The following is an 18312-nucleotide window of genomic DNA, read 5'->3' on the forward strand; positions in this document are numbered from 1 at the left end:
GTCCGGCGATGACTCGAAGTCCGGCGATGACTCGAAGTCCGGCGATGACTCGAAGTCCGGCGATGACTCGAAGTCCGGCGATGACTCGAAGTCCGGAGACGAGTCGGGGTCGGACGGGGCGTCCGGGAGCGAGGGTGACGACGACGACGGTCTGTCCGGCGGCGATGACGGTGATGCCGACTCTGGCGGTGACTCGGCGTCAGTGGACGACGGTTCGTCGAGTGACTCGGCCACGAACGACGAAGCCGACGAGGAGCGTCCGAACGAGGCGGGCGACGACCGTGGTGCTTCGAGCGAGACATCCCCGGACGAAGGGTCCGGCGGTGAGTCGACGGGGCAGAGCGTGAACCAGGCGCTCGGCGTCGGTGGCAGTGACGGCGGCTTCGACCCGCTCTCGGTGCTCGACCCCATCTCGAAGCCCATCGAGGACCCGAGACGGCAGCACTTCGACGGCGTGTTCTCGCTGTTGTCGGTCGGCTCCATCGGCGTCCTCATCTCGCGTCGATTCCGCTGACCGCGCGCCAGACCTTCCTTCTCCTTTACTCTCGACGACCGCCACACCCGGTGATGCGAGACCCTACGTGCTTCTCGATACGAGGTGAACGCGGCGCGGGACGACTCGCTCGACGACGAACCGGAGACGCACCCGGGACTTCGCAGCCTGCTGACGGCGCGAACGCTCGTCGTTCGGTGCCGTGGTCGGTATCGGTCGTTCGGTGCCGTGGTCGGTTTCGGGTACGCTCTTGTGTGGGGCACTCCAATCGCGTGGTATGACTGCGGAGTCGGATGAACCGGAGCGACGAGACGATGGGGTGCTCGCTGGTGTGAACGTGGCGCTCGGCGTGACGGGTTCTATCGCGGCGGTGAAGACGGTCGAGCTCGCGCACGAACTCCGTCGGGAGGGGGCGAGCGTTCGCGCGGTGATGACCGAGAGTGCGACGGGGATCGTGCATCCGTGGGCGCTCGAGTTCGCGACCGAGCACGACGTCGTCACGGAGATCACGGGGAGCGTCGAGCACGTCGCGCTCTGCGGGCGCGACGAGTGGGCGGACGTCCTGCTGATCGCGCCGTCGACCGCGAACACCGTCGGGAAGCTCGCGAGTGCCATCGACGATTCGACGGTGACGACGTGCGCGACGACCGCGCTCGGCACGGGGCTGCCGGTCGTGGTGGCGCCCGCGATGCACGAACCGATGTACGACCATCCCGGCGTGCTCTCGGCCATCGAGACGCTCGAGTCGTGGGGCGTGTCGTTCGTCGACCCGCGCGTCGAGGAAGGGAAGGCGAAGATCGCGACGGAGGAGGCCATCGTCCTCGCGACCGCGCGTGCGACCGGGAGTCGCCCGCTCGCGGGCGAGCACGTCGCCGTGACGTCGGGTGCGACGAGCGAGCGCGTGGACCCGGTGCGCGTCCTCACGAACCGGTCGTCGGGGAAGACGGGGCGGGCGCTGGCGAGAGCGCTGTACGTCGCGGGTGCGGACGTGACGCTCGTGCATCCGGACGGCGACGTGCCGTACGCGACCGTGGTGGACGTGGAGACGGCGGCGGAGATGACGGACGCGGTCCTCGACGTGGCGGGGGATGCGGACGCGCTCGCGTCGGTCGCCGCGATATCGGACTACACGGTCGCGGGGGCGGACGAGAAGCTCCGGAGCGGGCGCGAGGACCTGACCCTCGAGCTGGAGCCGACGCGGAAGCTCATCGATACCGTGCGCGACGCGCATCCGGCGCTCCCTATCGTCGGGTTCAAGGCGGAGACGAGTGGGGAGGACGAGGCGATGGTCGAACAGGCGCGGTCGACGCTCGAGCGCGCCGGGCTGGCGTTCGTGGTGGCGAACGACGCGAGCGTGATGGGCGCCGACGAGACGCGCGCGCTCCTCGTCCACGCGGAGGGATACGCGGCGTTCGAGGGGTCGAAGTCGGCGCTCGGGCGAGAGATCGCGGCGGCGCTTGCGGAGGTCCTGGCGTAGCGGTCGTTCGTAAGACGGGCGTCGACAGCCGCGTCGCGAGGCGGGCGCTGCGAGCCGCGGTCAGTCGTCGCGCGGCCAGGTGACGGTGTCCTCGAATGGGATTCCCATCTTCTGCGCGGCGCGAGAGATCATGTGCGCGCCGGTCGGTGCGGTGATGAACAGGAACGCGACGGCGACGAGCGCCGCGAGCCCGGACCCGTCACCGCCGAAGTACAGGAAGCCGGCGAGGAGCATCGACGACGCACCGAGCGTCGTCGCCTTGCTCGTCGCGTGCATCCGGTTGTACACGGTCGGGAGTCGGACGAGGCCGACGACGCCGACGACGAGGAAGAAGGTTCCGACGGCGACGAGTGCGACGACGAGCGCGGCCTGGAGCGGGCTCGTGAGGCCTGCGGACCCGCCGGCTGCGAGTGCGACCGCGTCGATGCTCTCGGTCGCGGATGCGATTCCGTCGTTCGCGTCGGTGAGTGAGGCGAGCATTGTCATTCGATGATGTCTCCTTCGGTGACGAACCGCGCGACTGCGATGGTGCTGATGAACCCGATGATGGCGAGGACGAGTGCGACGTCCACGAACAGGCCCTTGCTCGTCCACATCGCGTACAGGGCGGCGATGGCGACGACGTTCGTCCCGATGGTGTCGAGCGCGACGACGCGGTCGGGGGTCGACGGGCCCGCGACGACGCGGTACGCCGAGAACAGCGTCACGGCCGCGGCGACGACGAGGCCGACGCCGATGGCGTCGTGAGCGAGGCCGCCGAGCGGTTCGTTCGCGGCGAGCACGACGCCCAGGTCACGCATCGGTCTCACCTCCGCTGTCGGTCTCGTCGCCAGCGTCGTCGGCCGGCCCGTCGTCGACGCCCTCGTGTTCGATGGACGTGGCAGCGTCCGGCTCCGGAACCGGACTGCCTGGCTCGCGTCGTTCGGCGAACATCACGAGCGCGAGGTCCTCCCACGTCCGGATCGGGTCGACGACGCTCTCGGGGTCCTCGGCGGCGATGGCGTGCACGTAGAGGCTGTTCCGTTCGGCGTCGTAGTCCATGGTGAGAGTTCCCGGTGTGAGCGTGATGGAGTTCGCGATGGTCGTGATGGCGAGGTCGGTCTCGACTCGCAAGGGTACTTCGATGACGTCCGGGTCGATCGGCATCGACGGTGCGAGGACGCGCCGGGCGACGTCCACGTTCGCGGTGACGAGCTCCCAGAGGAACACCGTCGCGTACTTCAGGGTCGCGACGACGGCTCGCGGTGTTCGCACGACCACGGGCGTCGGACTGTAGAACCGACGGAAGATGAACGCGATCGGGACGCCGATGGCGAGCCCGATGAGGAACTCGCCGAGCGCCAGTCCGAGCAGGAGCTCCCCGCCTTCGGCGATGTCGACGCCGCGGACGAACAGCCAGAGGACGGCGAACGCGAACCCGAGCAGCGGCCAGCGTCGCGGTGCGTCCTCGCTCAGGTCCTCGCGCGGTGCGGCGTTCGCGGGTTCGTCGGGGACGTCGCCGCTCATGCGTGCCCACCTCCGCCGGTCGCGCCGATGGTGGTATCTGGGTTCACGGCGTCGACGTAGCCCTGCGTGTCGAGTGCCGCCTCCGCGCCCTCGATGGCGGCTTCGAGCACGGGGTCGAACGCGATACCGACGCCGACGACGGCGACCGCGAGCACGACAACGACCGCGACCTGCGTGCGGTTCGTGCGGGCCGCGTCGACGACCTCCGTCGGCGTTCCCCAGAACCCGCGGTTCCACGCCCGCGTGACGTACGTTATCGTGAGAACTGCGCCGGCGAGTGCACCGCCGAGCGCGATCTCGCTCCCGGCGACGACGGCGGCGTCGAACACGAGGAACTTCCCGAAGAACCCGACGAGCGGCGGGATGCCGACGAGGCCGATGGCGGCGACGAAGAACCCGCCGGAGAGGACGGGTGCGCGCTCGGCGAGCCCGCCGAGCCGGTCGAGTTTCGTGGTCCCGGTGGCGTCGTGGATGACGCCGCTCGCGAGGAACAGCGCGCTCTTCGCGAGACCATGGTTCAGCGAGTACACGAGCGCGGCGGTGACGCCGAGCACGGCGAGGCCGCTCGCGCCGACGACGTCACCGTACGGTGCTGGGGCGTCGACGCCGGCGACGACGCCGAACGCGGCGAGTGCGAGCGGGAGGACGATGAACCCGACCTGCCCGACGCTCGAGTACGCCAGCAGGTCGTCGATGTCCTCGCGGTTCACCGCTGCGACGCCACCGAGGAGGATGCTCGCGGTCGCCATCACGAGCAGGACCGGCCCGAAGTACGCGAGTGGCCCGGAGCCACTGAACCCGGGGAGCGCCAGCTCGCCGAGGTCGGCGGGTGCGAACACGGTGAAGTAGAGGCGGATGATGGCGTAGATGCCGACCTTCTTGACGACGCCGGCGAGCGCGGCGGACACCGGCGCGGGCGCGGCGCGGTACGCCGCGGGCACCCACCAGTGGAACGGGACGATGCCGGCCTTCAACGCGAACACGACGAACAGGACGACGGAGAGCCCGAGGACGGGTGCGAGCGTCGTGATACCGAACGCGGACGGGTCCGCGAGCCGTCGCGCCAGGTCCGCCATGTTCAGCGTGCCAGTGGTCGCGTACAGGCCGCCGATGGCGACGAGCATGAGCGCGCTCCCGACGAGGTTCAGGACGACGTACTGGAGCGCCGCACGCGTGTGCTCGGGCCCCGAGTAGAACACGACGAGGACGTAGCTCGACATCAGCATCACCTCGAACCACACGAAGAGGTTGAAGATGTCGCCCGTGAGGAACGAGCCGGTGACGCCGACGAGCATGAAGTGATAGAGCGGATGGAAGCTCACGCGCTGGCCGACCTCGTCGACGTACGCGATCGCGAACACGAGCGCTGCGACGCCGACGAACGAGCCGAACGCGAGCATGAACACGGACAGGTCGTCCGCGACGAGGGAGATACCGTAGGGCGCCCGCCAGTCCGATAGCTGGTAGACGAGCGTGCCGTCGGCTTTGACGCGAGCGAAGAGGACGGCGACCGCGCCGAGGTACCCGACACCGCCGACGAGCGAGAGCGCGCGCTGGACGCGCAGCGACCGGTGCGCGACCGCGGTGAGGATGGCGGTGGCGAGGACGACGAGCAGCGGTGCGATGACCGCGACCGGCGGACTCATTCGCCGTCACCTCCGTCGGCCGGGACCGCTCCGTTGGTCTCGGCCTCCTCCGTTCCGTCCGCGAGCTCGAACATGTCGATGGTCCCGTGCTCCTCGTACGTCCGGTACGTGAGGACGAGCGCGAACGCGGTCGTCCCGAACCCGATGACGATGGCGGTCAGGACGAGCGCCTGCACGAGCGGGTCGACGGTCGCCGGCGCGTCCGAACCGCCAGCGGACACGAACGGGACCGCGGACCCGGGCAGGGAACTCATCGTGACGAGGTAGACGTTCGCGGCCTGCGAGATGATGCTCACGCCCCAGACGACGCGCACCACGTCCCGTCGAAGGACGAGGAACGTCCCGACGGCGAACAGGAACCCGAGCACGGCCGCGAGCACGACCTCGGTCATTCTGCCCCCACCACCGAGACGATCGCGAGCAGGCCGCCGACGACGACGAGGTACACGCCGAGGTCGAACGCGAACGCGCTCGCGAAGTGGAAGTCCCAGAGCGGTTCGACGTGGTACAGCCAGTCGTGCTGGCCGAGGAAGGCGTTCCCGGTCTCGGGGTACGCCATCGCGACGACGCCGGCGCCCGCGGCGATCAGCAGTCCGAGCGCGAACATCGCGCGGTAGTCCGCGGCGATCGCCGGTTTCTCCAGGCCGAACGCGGGTTCGACGTCCCGCTGCAGGAGCGTGTCCTGCACGTAGTCCAGCCCGAAGATGATGTAGATGAGCGCGAACCCGGCCGCGGTCAGGACGCCCGCGATGAACCCGCCGCCGGGGAGGTTGTGTCCCTGGAGGAGGAGCGCGAACGCGGTCACGAAGATGATGGGTGACACGATGCGCGTCGCGGTCCGCGAGATGACGGTCGTGTCGTCGCCGTATCGACTCATCGCCGCTCACCCCCCGCTGTCCGTCGCGTGCGACGGCTCATTGCGTCTCACCTCGCTCGCGGAGCGCGACGAGCGTGATGATGGACAGCGCGGCCATCGAGACGACGGCGATCTCGCCCATGGTGTCGAACGCTCGGAAGTCGACGAGGATGATGTTGACGATGTTGCTTCCGCCACCTTCCGGGTACGCGACCTCGACGAAGTACTGCGCGATGGAGTCCGGGCTCCCGGCGGTCGCGAGCAGGACCGTGGTCGCGACGGTCGCGCCGACGGCGACCGAGAGCACGCTGTCCTGAATGGCGGTCGAGCGCTTCACCTTCCCGTAGAACGCCGGGAGTCTGTCGAGGACGAGCAGGAAGATGACGAGCACGAGCGTCTCCACGACGAGCTGGGTGAGCGCGAGGTCGGGCGCCTTCGAGAGGATGTAGAAGATGGCGACCATGAACCCGAGGATGGAGAGCGTGAGGACGCCCGAGACGTGCGAGTTCGCTCGCACGACCATCGCCGCGCCGACGCCGGCGAGCGCGAGCACGAGCCAGACCGCGAGCTTCGGCGGTCTCACGGGGAACAGCTCGCCGAGGGGGAGCGTCACCGCGACCTCGGCGGCGGCGTACGCGCCGAGCGTGAGGACGACGAACGCGGCGAGCGTCCACGTCGCGTACGTCCGCAGGAGTCGCGTCTGTGCGGTGTTCCGCACGCGGTCGCTGAACGGGTTCGCGCCCTCGGTGAGGGCGTCGTAGTAGTAGTTCGCCGTCAGTGGCCCGGAGACGAGTGCGTCGAGGCGGTCGTGGAGCCGGTCGTACTCGGTGTACGCGACCGCGCCGACGACGATGGTTATCGCGCTCATCGTCGCCGCGGGCAGCGACTCGCCGGACGTCGGCAGGTGGTACGTGAACTCGCTGCCTTTCGCGACCGCGCCCGCCGCACCGCTCGCGGCGACCGCGTGCGATCCCCCACCGAGTGCCCCACCGGTCGCCTCGATGACGCTCGCGACGAACGCTTCGAGCGGCTCTAGGTGCACGCCGAACGTCGCGGTGACACCGCCGATGCCGACGACCGCGGCGAGCGCCGCGAGCAACGCGGGCGGCCCGACCATGAGCGCTGGCGGACTGTGCACGTGCCCGAGCGAGTCGGGTTTCTCGCCGAAGAACATCGAGACGAACCGGATGGAGTACAGGAACGTGAAGATGCTCCCGAACACCGCGACGACCGGGACGAGGAACGCGACGCCGCCGTGGACGGTCCCGTACTCCCACGCCGCCTTGAACAGGAACTCCTTCGAGTAGAACCCGTTGAACGGCGGCACGCCAGCCATCCCGAGGCCGGCGATGACCGCGATCGCGGCCGTGATCGGCAGGTCCTCGCGGAGCCCGCCGAGCTCGTTCAGCGCGCGCGTCCCCGCCTCGTGTGCGACGATACCCGCGACGAGGAAGAGCGCGGCCTTGAACAGCGCGTGGTTCACGATGTGGAACGCGCCCGTCTCCGCGCCGTAGAACGACGTGAACCCGAACCCGGCGACGATGAGGCCGAGATGGGAGGCCGTGGAGTACGCGAGCAGTTCCTTGATGTCCGTCGCCGCGACCGCGAGGATGGCGGTGACCGTCATCGTCAGCAGCCCGAGTGCGACGAACGCGGCCGTCCACTCCTCGCCGCCGAGCAGCGGCCGGAGGCGACCGACGAGGTACACGCCCGCCTTCACCATCGTCGCGGAGTGCAGGAACGCCGACACCGGCGTCGGCGCCTCCATCGCGTTCGGCAGCCAGATGTGGAGCGGGACCTGCGCGGACTTCGCGGCCGCACCGATACCGACGAGCGCGAGCACCGGCACGAGCAGGCCCTGCTCGGCGAGCGCCGTCTGCATCGCCGCGGCGTTCTCGCCCGCGAGGATGCCGCCGTCGCCGAACAACGCCCACGTCGCCGACCCGAGCGCGTCCGCCGACACCGCGTGCAGGACGAGGAAGCCCGCGAGCATGAACAACCCGCCGGCGACCGTGATGAGCATCGACTTCCGGCTCGCGTACAGCGACGGACCAGCGCGCTGGTAGTGCCCGATGAGGACGTACGACGAGAGGCTCGTCAACTCCCAGAACAGGAAGAGGACGACCATGTCAGCTGCGAACGCCACACCGAGCATCGACCCCATGAACGCCAGCAGCGCGGCGTAGTACTTCGCCTGCCCCGGCTCGTCGTGCATGTACGCGCCGGAGTAGGTGAGGATGAGGACGCCCACGCCGCTCGCGAGCGTCGCGATGAGCAGCGAGAGCCCGTCGACGTAGAACCGGAGCGACACGCCGAGTTCGGGGATCCACTGGACGCTCGCCGCACCGTGGGTGCCGAAGAGGCTCGCGACCAGACCGAGGCACGCGAGCGCGACCGCCGCCGCGTAGTACGCGGTCCGTTCGCCCAACAGCCGGTAGACGAACGGGGTGAGTGCGGCGGCGAGGAACGGCAACCCCACGACGGCAATCAGCGTCGCGAGATTCACAGCCATGTCTACTCCCAACCCGGCACGTACCGGACTTAATACTTCTCAAACCCGACGCCTCAGGTGTCGGGGAGCTTCGGGCCGATGCCGATGACGGGCCGGGGCGGCGACAGGACGGTTCGGTCGCAGCGACGCCACAGAATAGTTATGGTCGTCGACGCGTGACTTGGGGGCAAGCATGACTGGTGGTCAGGTGGTCCCTGTACCGACGGAGGGCGAAGCGTGGGCGTGCTAGCGTCCTCGGCACGGTCCTCGAAGGACCTCTCCAAGGGCGAGATATTCGACGTGCTTCGCAACCAGCGCAGACGGTTCGTGCTCCAGTACCTGAAGCGGCGCGACGAGCCCGTGGAACTGGGTGAACTCGCGACGCAGGTCGCGGCGTGGGAGTACGACACGACGTGCGAGGACGTCTCGGCGGAACAGCGCAAACGGGTGTACACGACGCTCCAGCAGACGCACCTTCCGCGGCTCTCGGAGGTGAACATCGTGCATTACGACGCGGACGAGGGCGTCATCGAGGCGACCGACCGCGCGAACGACCTCTCGATCTACCTCGAGATCGTTCCCGGGCACGAACTGCCGTGGCGCGAACTCTACCTCTCCATGGGCGCGGTCGCGTGCGCGCTCTGCGTCGCGGTCTGGGCGGAGGTCCCGTACTCGGACGTGCTGGACGGCCTCGGCTGGGCGTTCGTCATCGCCATCGCGTTCACGGTCACCGCCGCGGTACACGTCTACCACGAGCGGAACATGCGGCTCGCGGACCTGGACTCGCCGCCCGAGATCGACCTCGAGGAGGGGTGACCGGAGCAGCCACTGGGGTCGGCTCTCCGCTCCGCCCCTGGAACGTCACGGCCGCACGTTTTAACCAAGTCCACGGCCAACGCTCGGTAGATGACCGACATCCGCGGGTTGCTGACCGACGACGACGCCGTCTCGCCCGTCATCGGCGTCATCCTCATGGTCGCAGTGACCGTCGTCCTCTCCGCGGCCGTCGGCGCGTTCGTCCTCGACATCGGGAACGCCGTCACCGAGCAGTCGCCCACTGCTGTCATCGAGTTCGAGTACGACATCTCGACCGGCAGCGGGACGCCGAACGCGGTGGTACTCAGACACAACGGTGGCGACGAGCTGGCGACGAGCACGCTCCGCGTGACCGTCGACGGGACCGTCGCGTGGGAGGATAAGTCGTCAACGGACGACTTCGCGACCGGCGGCGGCGGCGAGTGGGACGACGGCGTCACGAGCGGTGATGAGCTCCGTATCGAGGAGGACGGTGCGGACATCGAGGCGTCGTCTTCGGTCCAACTCGTCTGGCAGGAGGGCCAGCGCTCGTCGGTTCTCGCGAGTTCCGACGACTGAGAGTCCGTCTGCGCTCGCCTGCCAGAAGCTTCTCGTAGTCGTCGCCCGACGTGCCACTCGGACATGATGGGGCGTCGAGCAGGTGGGACGAACGCGCTGCACGCCATGGTGATGGCTGCGCTCGTCGTCGCGACCGCACTCGTCGTCGGGTACGTCGTCTTCGACCTAGAGGCGACGGTCCTCCCGACGGATTCGAGGCCGGAGGCGTCGTTCAGGTTCGCGCACGACGCCTCGACGGAGACCCTGGTCGTCACGCACTACGGCGGCGACAACCTGGACGCGGACCGCCTCCGCGTCGTGAACCAGGGGTTCGAGTCCGTCGCCGCCTTCTCGGTCGGCTCGACGGTCTCGGCGGGCGAGTCCGTGACCGTCGGTGGCGTCGACGCGGACGACACCGTCTACGTGCTCTGGGTGACCGGCGACGGCGAGTACGTCGTGCTCGCGTCCTGGAACGCGGACGCAGCGGCCGCGACCCCGGCCGGAACGGACTCCGGGACCGAGCGGGCGTGGACGGCCGGTGGCGACTCGGACGCGTCGACCGCCACCTTTTTGCTTCGCATGGAGTAGTTCCGCCATGGACCGACTGCAGGAGTCCCTGCTCGAGTGCCCGATCATCGAGAAAGACGGCTATCATTACTTCGTCCACCCGATCTCGGACGGCGTTCCCCAGCTCGACCCGGGGCTGCTGCGCGAGATCGTCATCCGCATCATCCGGAAAGCGGAGCTCGACGAGGTCGACAAGATCGTGACACCGGCCGCGATGGGTATCCACATCTCCACGGCGGTCTCGCTGATGACGGACATCCCGCTGACCGTCATCCGGAAGCGCGAGTACGGGCTCGACGGCGAGACCGCGCTCCATCAGGCGACGGGGTACTCGGAGAACGAGATGTACATCAACGACGTCCGCGAGGGCGACCGCGTGCTCGTCCTCGACGACGTGCTCTCGACGGGCGGGACGCTCGCCGCGGTCCTGGGTGCGCTCGACGACATCGGCGCTGACGTCGTCGACACCGTCGCCGTCATCAAGAAGGTCGGCGGCGACAACGAGGTCGCCGACGCCGGCTACGACGTGAAGACGCTCGTGAACGTGGACGTCGTCGACGGCGAGGTCGTCATCGTCGACGCGGACGGCGACGACTGACCGGGTCGAGCCGGTCGCCTTCGGCGGGTCCACGTGACGCTTGCCGTGGCGTTCGTGTGAACGGAAGTGATTCGACGCGAGGACGCTACCGCGAGGTCGCCGGCGTCACTCGGCGTCGCTGCCGACGCGCGGGTCGAGGACGGTGTACGCCATGTCCTGGAGGAAGTTCCCGAACACGCCGACGAGCGCGATGACCATCGTCATCCCGAGGATGAGCGGGAGGTCGCGCGCGGTGATCGCGTTCATGCTCACCTGCGCGAACCCGGGGATGTTGAACGCGAACTCGATGACGAAGATGTTCAGGACGAGGACGGAGAGCATGTCCGTGAAGAAAAGCGCGACGAGTGGGATGGCGGCGTTCCGGAGGATGTGCGTCGCGATCCGGACGGGCCCCGCGCCCTTTGCCTTCGCGATCTTCACGAAGTCGGCGTCGACGTACTCGAGGCTCTCGGCGCGTGCGTACCGGAGCTGTCCGGCGAGGAGGACCGTCGTGAGCGTGATGACGGGGAGCAGGTAGTACTTCACGAGGTCGCCCTTGAGGAGCGGGACGTCCGGAAGCAGCGGGATGGGGACGGTGCCACCCCACATCTCGTAGCTGGGGGCGATGTAGAGGTAGGGAACCCAGTCCATCTGCGTGATGGCGACGACGAACAGTATCTGCGCGAGCCAGAAGTTCGGCGTGCCGAGACTGAAATACGCGGTTGCGGTCGCGAGCTTGTCGCTCAGCGAGTGCTGGTTCAGCGCGGAGTAGAGGCCGACGCTGACGCCGATGACGAGCGACAGGATCATCGACGGGACGAGGTAGAGGAGCGTGAACGGGAGGCTGTTCCCGAGGACGGCGAGCACCGGCTGGCCGGTACTGTAGGAGAACCCCCAGTCGAACGTCGCGACGTTCACCATCCACTTCGTGTAGCGCTGGACGAACGGGTCGTTCAGGTTCCTGGCTTCGCGATACGCCTGTACGGCCTCGGTGGCGTTCCCGCCGGTGTTCGACGCCTCGTACGCGACGGCGCCGACGTTCGGGTCCTCGGTGAGGGTGACGAACGCGAACGCGACCGTCACGATGAGGAACATCGACAGGACCGCGAACGCGGCGCGTCGCGCCACCTTCAACTGGAAGCTCACGGGTCGACCTCCACGACGAGGTGACGGCGTCGGCGTCGGAGGTCACGGCGGCGAGTGTCGGTCATCGAACCACACTCTCCGAGGCTCGGTATTAAAATCGGGTGCGGGTCCCGGTCTTCAGACTGGAAATCGCAAGACGCGAGTGGGATAGATACTAAAGCCGGCGTTTGACACTATGTCATCTTTTTAGATGTGGGGGTGAATCGTTGGGTCGATGCCGCAACGTTGGGCTGCGTCGTGCGACGAGGTGAGCGCCGATGGCGACAGGTGAGCGCCGCGAGCTCGCGGCGTTCGAGCGCGTGGACTGGGACCGCATCGAGGAACCCGACGACGTCAGCGTCCGGACGGGCGCGTTCGCGACGGTCCTCCTCGCGGCCCTCGGACTGTTCGCGTACACGTCGATCGCCGGTTCGGGGGTGCGCGTCCCGACCGTCGACGTCCTCGCGGGCACGGTCCGATGGGTCGAGCCGACGACCCTGGACCTCGCGTACCTCGTGCTCGCCGCCTGTTTCGCGTTCCTGTTCGTGCTCCCGGTGGTGGAGAACTGGCGTCGCGTCGCCGTCCGGACGAAGGCCTTCGCGGTGCTGTCGACGGTGCTCGCGGTCGCGTTCGCGTACGACTACTACTATCTCGCGCCGTCGCCGACGTTCGATAGCGTCGACATCCCGTACTACGGCTACCTCTACTGGGACGTGTACGGCGTCGAGTGGGTGTTCGTGTTCTCGCTGCTCGTGTTCGTCTGCTTCGTGCTCGGGCGGCTGTTCGACGACCTCGACCGGACGCGACTGTATCTTCGCCGACTGAAGGACCATCCGACGGGCGCCGTCGCGTTCGCGTACGTCGCGTTCTTCGTCCTCGGTGGCGCGTTCGGGAACGCGGTCGTGGGGATGCCGACGACGTTCAAGAAGGCCGGAGGAAGCTACGAGACGTTCTCGCATCAACCCCCCGCGCCCGTCTCGACGCCGTTCGGGACGACGGACCTGTTCACGGTCGTGCTCGCGCTCGCCATCGCGTTCGGTCTCGTCCTCGCGCTCTACAACCGGGTCGAGCGCGTCCGCGAACCGCTGGGGCTCGCCGTGACCGTCGCCGGCGTCGGACTGGGGACGCTGTTCGCCGTCCGGTTCGCGATGTACGAGTTCCTCGAGTTCGGGCCGACGATCGGCGTGGGTTCCGCCACGTCCTGTGCGGGCCAGCTGACGGACAGCGGGTGCCTCGGGACGTGGGAGAACCCGCTCGGGACGAACTACGTCGGGAAGAGCGTGCTCGCGGTCCTGTTCGTCGGGTTCCGCGTGAGCCTGGAGGTCGCACTCGTCACGTCGATGATCATGCTCCCCATCGCGACGCTCGTCGGGACGTTCGCCGGCTACACGGGCGGGCTCGTCGACGACACCATCACGGGCTACATCGACATCCAGCAGACGATCCCCGCGTTCGTCGCGTACATCGTCCTGAGTTACGTGTTCGGCCGCAGCCTCTTCCTGCTCATCCTCGTGTTCGGCCTGCTCTCGTGGGGCGGGGCGGCTCGACTGGTGCGGTCGGAGGTCGTGCAGCGCCGCGAGGCCGAGTTCGTCACCGCGGCGCGCGCCGCGGGCGCGGACGACCGCCGCATCATGCGCAAGCACATCCTCCCGAACGTCTCGAACACGGTCCTGACGAGCGTCACGCGCCGCATCCCGATGCTCATCCTCGCCGAAGCCGCGATCGCGTACCTGAGTCTGAACGACATCATGGTCATCTCGCTCGGCGAGAGCATCGCGAACGGCCTGAACAACTTCCCGAACGCGTGGTGGGTGTCGAGCGAACTGACGCTCGCGCTCGCGCTCGTCGTGCTCGCCTTCAGCCTGCTCGGCGACGCCCTCCGCGACGTCCTCGACCCCCGAGGTGATGCCTGATGCAAGACCAATCACTCCTGTCCGTCCGAGAGCTGAGCGTTCGATTCAACACCGAAGCCGGGACCGTGCACGCGGCGAGCGACGTCTCGTTCGACGTCGACCGCGGCGAGACGGTCTGCATCGTCGGCGAGTCCGGGAGCGGGAAGACCGTGACGAGCGAAGCCATCACGCGCCTCGTCCCGCAGCCACCGGGCGAGATAGACGCCGAGACCGTCGACTTCCAGGGCGAGGACCTCCTGACGATGCCCGAGAAGCGTCTGCGGAAGCTCCGCGGCGGCAGCATCGGGCACGTCTTCCAGAACCCCCAGAGCGCGCTGAACCCGGTGTACACGGTCGGACGGCAGGTCGCGGAGACCGTGCGACTCCACCGGGACGTCTCGAAGGCCGAGTCCCGCGAGATCGCGGTCGACCTGCTCGACCGCGTCGGTATCCCGAAGGCCGCCGAGCGGTTCGACGACTACCCCCACGAGTTCTCCGGCGGGCAGACCCAGCGCGTCGTCATCGCCATCGCTATCGCCGGCGAACCGGACCTCCTCATCGCGGACGAGCCGACGACCGCGCTCGACGTCACCATCCAGGCCCAGATCCTCCGGCTCCTCCGTGACATCCAGGACGAGTTCGGGATGGGTATCCTCCTCATCACGCACGACCTCGGGGTCGTCGCGGAGGTCGCGGACCGCGTCGTCGTGATGTACGCCGGGAAGGTGATGGAGCAGGGGAGCGTCTTCGACGTGTTCGAGAACCCGTCGCATCCGTACACGAAGGCGCTCTTGGAGTGCCTGCCCGGTCGCCGGAACGCCGCGGAGGGCATCGGCGGGACGCTCCCGGACCCGACCGACCCGCCGGACGGCTGTCGGTTCGCACCGCGATGCCCGCACGCGGTCGACGCGTGCCGCGAGGGCGACCACCCACCGGCCGTGAACGTCGAAGGCGCCGACGACCACGTCGCGTCGTGCGTGTACTACCAGGCCGGATACGACGCGAGCGTCGTGCAGAACGCCGGCGTCGCGGTCGCGACGGACGACGCCGAGGACGACGCCGCGCGTACCGACAGAGGTGAGGTGGATGACTGACCGGTCACCAGCAGGGAACCGTGGTACCGACGGCGACCCGCTCGTCACCGTCGACGGCCTGAAGAAGCACTACCCGATCACGAAGGGGCTCCTGCGTCGGCAGGTCGGGACGGTGAAGGCCGTCGACGGTATCGACTTCACGTTGCATCGCGGCGAGACGCTCGGCCTCGTCGGCGAGTCCGGGTGCGGGAAGTCCACGGCCGCGACGTCCCTCCTCCGCCTCGAAGAGCCGACGGGCGGCGAGATCCGGTACCACGGCGCGCTTCCCTCGGACGACGACTCGACGTCGCTCCTCGACCGGCTACGCGGCGGGCTGCGCGGCGACGACGAGTCGCGCGACCCGCGGGACGTCGCCGGGTTCTCGGACGCGCAACTCAAGCGCTTCCGCCGGCAGGCCCAGATGGTGTTCCAGGACCCGACGAGCAGCTTCGACCCGCGGATGACCGTCGGCGAGAGCGTCGCCGAACCCCTCGAGATACACGGCCTCACCGACCCGGCGCGCCAGAACGAGATCGTCTCGGACCTCCTGGAGCGCGTCGGCCTGGAGGCCGCGGACGCGGACCGCTATCCCCACGAGTTCTCCGGCGGCCAGAAGCAACGCATCGCGCTCGCTCGCGCGCTCGTCGTCAACCCCGAACTCGTCGTCGCGGACGAACCCGTCTCCGCGCTCGACGTCTCCATCCAAGCGGAGATCCTCAGCCTCATCAACGACCTCCAGGAGCGATTCGGGCTGTCGATGCTGTTCATCAGTCACGACCTCGGCGTCGTCAAGGAGGTCTGCGACCGCGTCGCCGTGATGTACCTCGGCGAGATCGTCGAGGTCGCGCCGACGGAAGAGCTGTTCGCGGACCCCCAGCATCCGTACACGCAGGCGCTCCTCTCCTCCATCCCGAACCCGGACCCGCGCCAGCGCGGCCTCGGCGTCGAACTCACCGGCGACGTCCCGAGCCCGGAGAACCCGCCGAGCGGGTGTCGGTTCCACACGCGCTGCCCGAAGGTCATCCAGCCGGACGCGTTCGACTTCGAGCAGTCGGTGTGGCGGCGCGTCCTCGACCTCCGGCACGACGTCGAGACGGGCGAGCTCGACGGCGACGCGGCGACGGACCTCGCTCGCACGCACGCGGACGTCGAGGACTCGGGTCGGCTCCCGTCGGACGCCGTCGACGACGCGGTTCGCGCCGAGTACGACCTCCCGGACGCGCTCGGCGACGACGAGGCGGAGGCAGTGCTCGCCGACGCCATCGAGTACCTCGCGAACGGGAACGCGGACGGCGCCACGTCCATTCTCGGGGACGCGTTCACGACCCCGTGCGAGCGGGACGCGCCGAAGACGCGCGCGGTCGGCGACGACCACGACGCCGCGTGCCTCCTCCTCGACGACCACGACGTCGCCGACGACCGCATGAGCGCCGCGCGAGAGGCGAGCGGCGACTGAATCCCGCGACGTCACCAGGAAACCGAGCCCCACGACGTCATCGGCCGACCGGGTTCCAGGATGTGTCTCCTCCCCTGACTACCTCCGGACGGATGCGAGACATCCGTCACGACGCCTTCGGCTCCAGCCCTCGATACAGGTAGTCGCGAGAGTCTCTCGCTGACGACTATGTCCCTGCTGCTGACGGCGGTGAGCACTCACCCGTCGGTAGAGCACATTAACGAGGGGAAAAACCGACGACGAGCGACGCTTAGTGACAGGTGAAAGGTTCGTTCTTCGTTCGCAACGTGACCGAGAGAAGTAGCGGGAGGTAGATTTGAACTACCGATCTGCGGGTTATGAGCCCGCCGGAATCTCCTGGCTATCCCATCCCGCTACTATCACGTATCGCGCTCCGCTAGTTAAGGGTTGTGATTACAGCGCCGTATGGCAATTAGTCACTCGTGGACGCGCCAGGTGAAGATGCTCTCCGCGACGTAGTTCACGAGCAGGCCGGCGGCGATGCCGGTGACTTTCGCGGCGACGAACCACGCGTCGATGCCGAGGACGGTAGCGTCGACGAAGAACACGCGGTAGAGCAGCCGGAACGCGAGGAGTTGGACGGTGATGCCGCCGGCGCGAACGAGGTTCGACCGGAGGAGTCGGCGGAGGGTCGCGGGCAGGCTGCCGTGGCCTTCCGTGGAGAACGTCCAGTTGTCGTTGAGGAGGAACATGACGACGACGGCGACCTCGATCCCGGCGAACACGGCGAGTTCGGGGAACACGCCGAGGGACTCGAGCACGGTCGCGGTGGTGACGTCGAACGCGGCGCCGACGACGCCGACGGACGCGAACTTCCCGAACCGCGTCCCGGACGCGAGCGCCCGAACCCAGTCGAGGACGCCGTCTGGCTCCTCGCTCGCGGTCCGGTCGGCCGCCTGCGTCGAAAGGTCGTCGGTCGCGGGGTCGTCGGTTGCGTCCGCCGATTGGTCGTCGCTCGCGGCGTCGTCCATCACTGGTCCTCGACGTCGCCGTGGCGTCGGTCGACGAGCGCGCGCCGGGCGGTCCGGCGGTCCGCTATCGCCTCGTGCACGCTACTCCCACCGAGTTCCTTCGCGCGATGTCGACTCCGGAGCAGACAGCGGCCGAGTTCGTACGCGGTCGACATCGGCGACACCGTCGACTCCGGTTGGTCCTCCCACGTCACGGGTACCTCCTGGATGGGGAGCGAGTGCGCGGCCGCGACCGCGAGCAACTCGACGTCCCACGCGAACCCCGGCTCGTAGAGGTGCGCGCGCACCGTCCGCCAGCCGTCGGCCGTGATGGCCTTCGCGCCACACTGGAAGTCGTAGAGGTCGATTCCGAGGAGGGTGCGAGCGAGGAACGCGAAGCCGTCGCCGAGGTACCGGCGCGCGAACGTCTGATGGCTCCGGACGTCGGCGTCGGGATGACGCCGTGACCCGACCGCGAGCGTGGCGCCGTCGTCGCGGACCGCGTCGACGACGTCCGCGATGGAGTGCGCGGGCGTCGCGCCGTCCGCGTCCGCGAACGCGAGCACGTCCACGTCGTCCGCGAGCGCCTCGAACCCGGCGGTGATGGCGGCGCCCTTCCCGCGGCGTGCGGCCACCGCGTGCACCGTCGCGTCCACGGCTTCGAGTGCGGTACGGGTCGCCTCGTCCGGCGCGTCTAGCTCGATGCGGACGACGTCCGGCGCGAGCGCGTCGTGGAGGGCGTCGACGTACGCGGCGAGCGTGTCGACCGCTGGATCGTACGCGGGCACGACGACGCCGAGGGACTTCGACATCTACCCTACGTCGGACA

Annotated in this window: 18 protein-coding genes, 1 tRNA gene and 1 pseudogene; 9 read left to right on the forward strand and 11 right to left on the reverse strand. The window is 68.6% G+C overall.

Annotation, left to right across the window (positions count from 1 at the left end; all coding sequences use genetic code 11):
- Positions 1–514: pseudogene (locus SM754_RS03910) on the forward strand (hypothetical protein); the annotation flags it as partial.
- 298 nt (positions 515–812) lie between these two features.
- Positions 813–1970, forward strand: a complete 1158-nt coding sequence (gene coaBC / locus SM754_RS03915) for a bifunctional phosphopantothenoylcysteine decarboxylase/phosphopantothenate--cysteine ligase CoaBC (protein ID WP_323675248.1) — start codon at positions 813–815, stop codon at positions 1968–1970.
- A gap of 60 nt (positions 1971–2030) precedes the next feature.
- Here the strand turns inward: coaBC and mnhG are convergent, their stop codons facing one another.
- From mnhG to mbhE, 7 genes are read right to left on the reverse strand one after another with little or no spacing between them, the layout of a single operon-like run.
- Complete coding sequence (mnhG, locus tag SM754_RS03920) at positions 2031–2450, reverse strand: monovalent cation/H(+) antiporter subunit G (RefSeq protein ID WP_501993752.1); 420 nt, start codon at positions 2448–2450, stop codon at positions 2031–2033.
- A gap of 2 nt (positions 2451–2452) precedes the next feature.
- Complete coding sequence (locus SM754_RS03925) at positions 2453–2770, reverse strand: MrpF/PhaF family protein (RefSeq protein ID WP_323674900.1); 318 nt, start codon at positions 2768–2770, stop codon at positions 2453–2455.
- The gene (locus SM754_RS03930; RefSeq protein WP_323674901.1) at positions 2763–3476 is read right to left on the reverse strand and encodes a Na+/H+ antiporter subunit E; all 714 of its coding nucleotides are present in this window, start codon (positions 3474–3476) and stop codon (positions 2763–2765) included. The genes SM754_RS03925 and SM754_RS03930 overlap by 8 nt, the downstream gene beginning before the upstream one ends.
- The gene (locus SM754_RS03935) at positions 3473–5122 is read right to left on the reverse strand and encodes a complex I subunit 5 family protein (RefSeq protein WP_323674902.1); all 1650 of its coding nucleotides are present in this window, start codon (positions 5120–5122) and stop codon (positions 3473–3475) included. Before SM754_RS03935 ends, SM754_RS03930 begins: the two co-directional genes overlap by 4 nt.
- Positions 5119–5514 (reverse strand): sodium:proton antiporter, encoded by a 396-nt coding sequence (locus SM754_RS03940; RefSeq protein WP_323674903.1) that lies wholly within the window; start codon positions 5512–5514, stop codon positions 5119–5121. The genes SM754_RS03935 and SM754_RS03940 overlap by 4 nt, the downstream gene beginning before the upstream one ends.
- Positions 5511–5999 carry an MnhB domain-containing protein gene (locus tag SM754_RS03945; protein WP_323674904.1) on the reverse strand — a complete coding sequence of 163 codons (489 nt, stop codon included), beginning with the start codon at positions 5997–5999 and terminating at the stop codon, positions 5511–5513. Before SM754_RS03945 ends, SM754_RS03940 begins: the two co-directional genes overlap by 4 nt.
- A gap of 37 nt (positions 6000–6036) precedes the next feature.
- Positions 6037–8490 carry a hydrogen gas-evolving membrane-bound hydrogenase subunit E gene (gene mbhE / locus SM754_RS03950; protein WP_323674905.1) on the reverse strand — a complete coding sequence of 818 codons (2454 nt, stop codon included), beginning with the start codon at positions 8488–8490 and terminating at the stop codon, positions 6037–6039.
- A 216-nt stretch (positions 8491–8706) separates the two neighbouring features.
- Between mbhE and SM754_RS03955 the strand changes: the two genes are divergently transcribed.
- The 4 genes from SM754_RS03955 to hpt all read left to right on the forward strand — a co-directional run bounded on the left by SM754_RS03955 (position 8707) and on the right by hpt (position 10987).
- Positions 8707–9285 (forward strand): DUF7344 domain-containing protein, encoded by a 579-nt coding sequence (locus tag SM754_RS03955; protein ID WP_323674906.1) that lies wholly within the window; start codon positions 8707–8709, stop codon positions 9283–9285.
- Between the two features lie 90 nt (positions 9286–9375).
- Complete coding sequence (locus tag SM754_RS03960) at positions 9376–9843, forward strand: archaellin/type IV pilin N-terminal domain-containing protein (protein WP_323674907.1); 468 nt, start codon at positions 9376–9378, stop codon at positions 9841–9843.
- A 63-nt stretch (positions 9844–9906) separates the two neighbouring features.
- On the forward strand, positions 9907–10410 hold the full coding sequence (locus SM754_RS03965) for a type IV pilin domain-containing protein (RefSeq protein WP_323674908.1): 504 nt from the start codon (positions 9907–9909) through the stop codon (positions 10408–10410).
- Positions 10411–10417: 7 nt separating this feature from the next.
- Positions 10418–10987 (forward strand): hypoxanthine/guanine phosphoribosyltransferase, encoded by a 570-nt coding sequence (gene hpt, locus SM754_RS03970; RefSeq protein WP_323674909.1) that lies wholly within the window; start codon positions 10418–10420, stop codon positions 10985–10987.
- A gap of 105 nt (positions 10988–11092) precedes the next feature.
- On the opposite strand, the gene SM754_RS03975 is transcribed toward hpt, so the two are convergent.
- Entirely contained in the window at positions 11093–12112 is a 1020-nt protein-coding gene (locus SM754_RS03975; RefSeq protein ID WP_323674910.1) for an ABC transporter permease, read from the reverse strand.
- A gap of 257 nt (positions 12113–12369) precedes the next feature.
- Here SM754_RS03975 and SM754_RS03980 point away from each other — a divergent pair, with 257 nt between their 5' ends.
- Genes SM754_RS03980 through SM754_RS03990 form a run of 3 tightly spaced genes read left to right on the forward strand, consistent with a single transcriptional unit; the run spans position 12370 to position 16512 of the window.
- The gene (locus SM754_RS03980; RefSeq protein ID WP_323674911.1) at positions 12370–14004 is read left to right on the forward strand and encodes an ABC transporter permease subunit; all 1635 of its coding nucleotides are present in this window, start codon (positions 12370–12372) and stop codon (positions 14002–14004) included.
- On the forward strand, positions 14004–15077 hold the full coding sequence (locus SM754_RS03985) for an ABC transporter ATP-binding protein (protein WP_323674912.1): 1074 nt from the start codon (positions 14004–14006) through the stop codon (positions 15075–15077). The genes SM754_RS03980 and SM754_RS03985 overlap by 1 nt, the downstream gene beginning before the upstream one ends.
- On the forward strand, positions 15070–16512 hold the full coding sequence (locus tag SM754_RS03990; protein ID WP_323674913.1) for an ABC transporter ATP-binding protein: 1443 nt from the start codon (positions 15070–15072) through the stop codon (positions 16510–16512). Before SM754_RS03985 ends, SM754_RS03990 begins: the two co-directional genes overlap by 8 nt.
- A gap of 301 nt (positions 16513–16813) precedes the next feature.
- Here the strand turns inward: SM754_RS03990 and SM754_RS03995 are convergent.
- The 3 genes from SM754_RS03995 to SM754_RS04005 all read right to left on the reverse strand — a co-directional run bounded on the left by SM754_RS03995 (position 16814) and on the right by SM754_RS04005 (position 18295).
- Positions 16814–16888 (reverse strand) — tRNA-Met (locus SM754_RS03995).
- A gap of 61 nt (positions 16889–16949) precedes the next feature.
- Positions 16950–17504: a GtrA family protein gene (locus tag SM754_RS04000; RefSeq protein ID WP_323674914.1), complete on the reverse strand. Its 555-nt coding sequence runs from the start codon at positions 17502–17504 to the stop codon at positions 16950–16952.
- Positions 17504–18295, reverse strand: a complete 792-nt coding sequence (locus SM754_RS04005) for a glycosyltransferase (protein WP_323674915.1) — start codon at positions 18293–18295, stop codon at positions 17504–17506. The genes SM754_RS04000 and SM754_RS04005 overlap by 1 nt, the downstream gene beginning before the upstream one ends.
- Positions 18296–18312 lie beyond the last annotated feature (17 nt).

It is taken from the genome of Halorubellus amylolyticus, from assembly GCF_034808145.1.
GTDB lineage: Archaea > Halobacteriota > Halobacteria > Halobacteriales > Natrialbaceae > Halorubellus.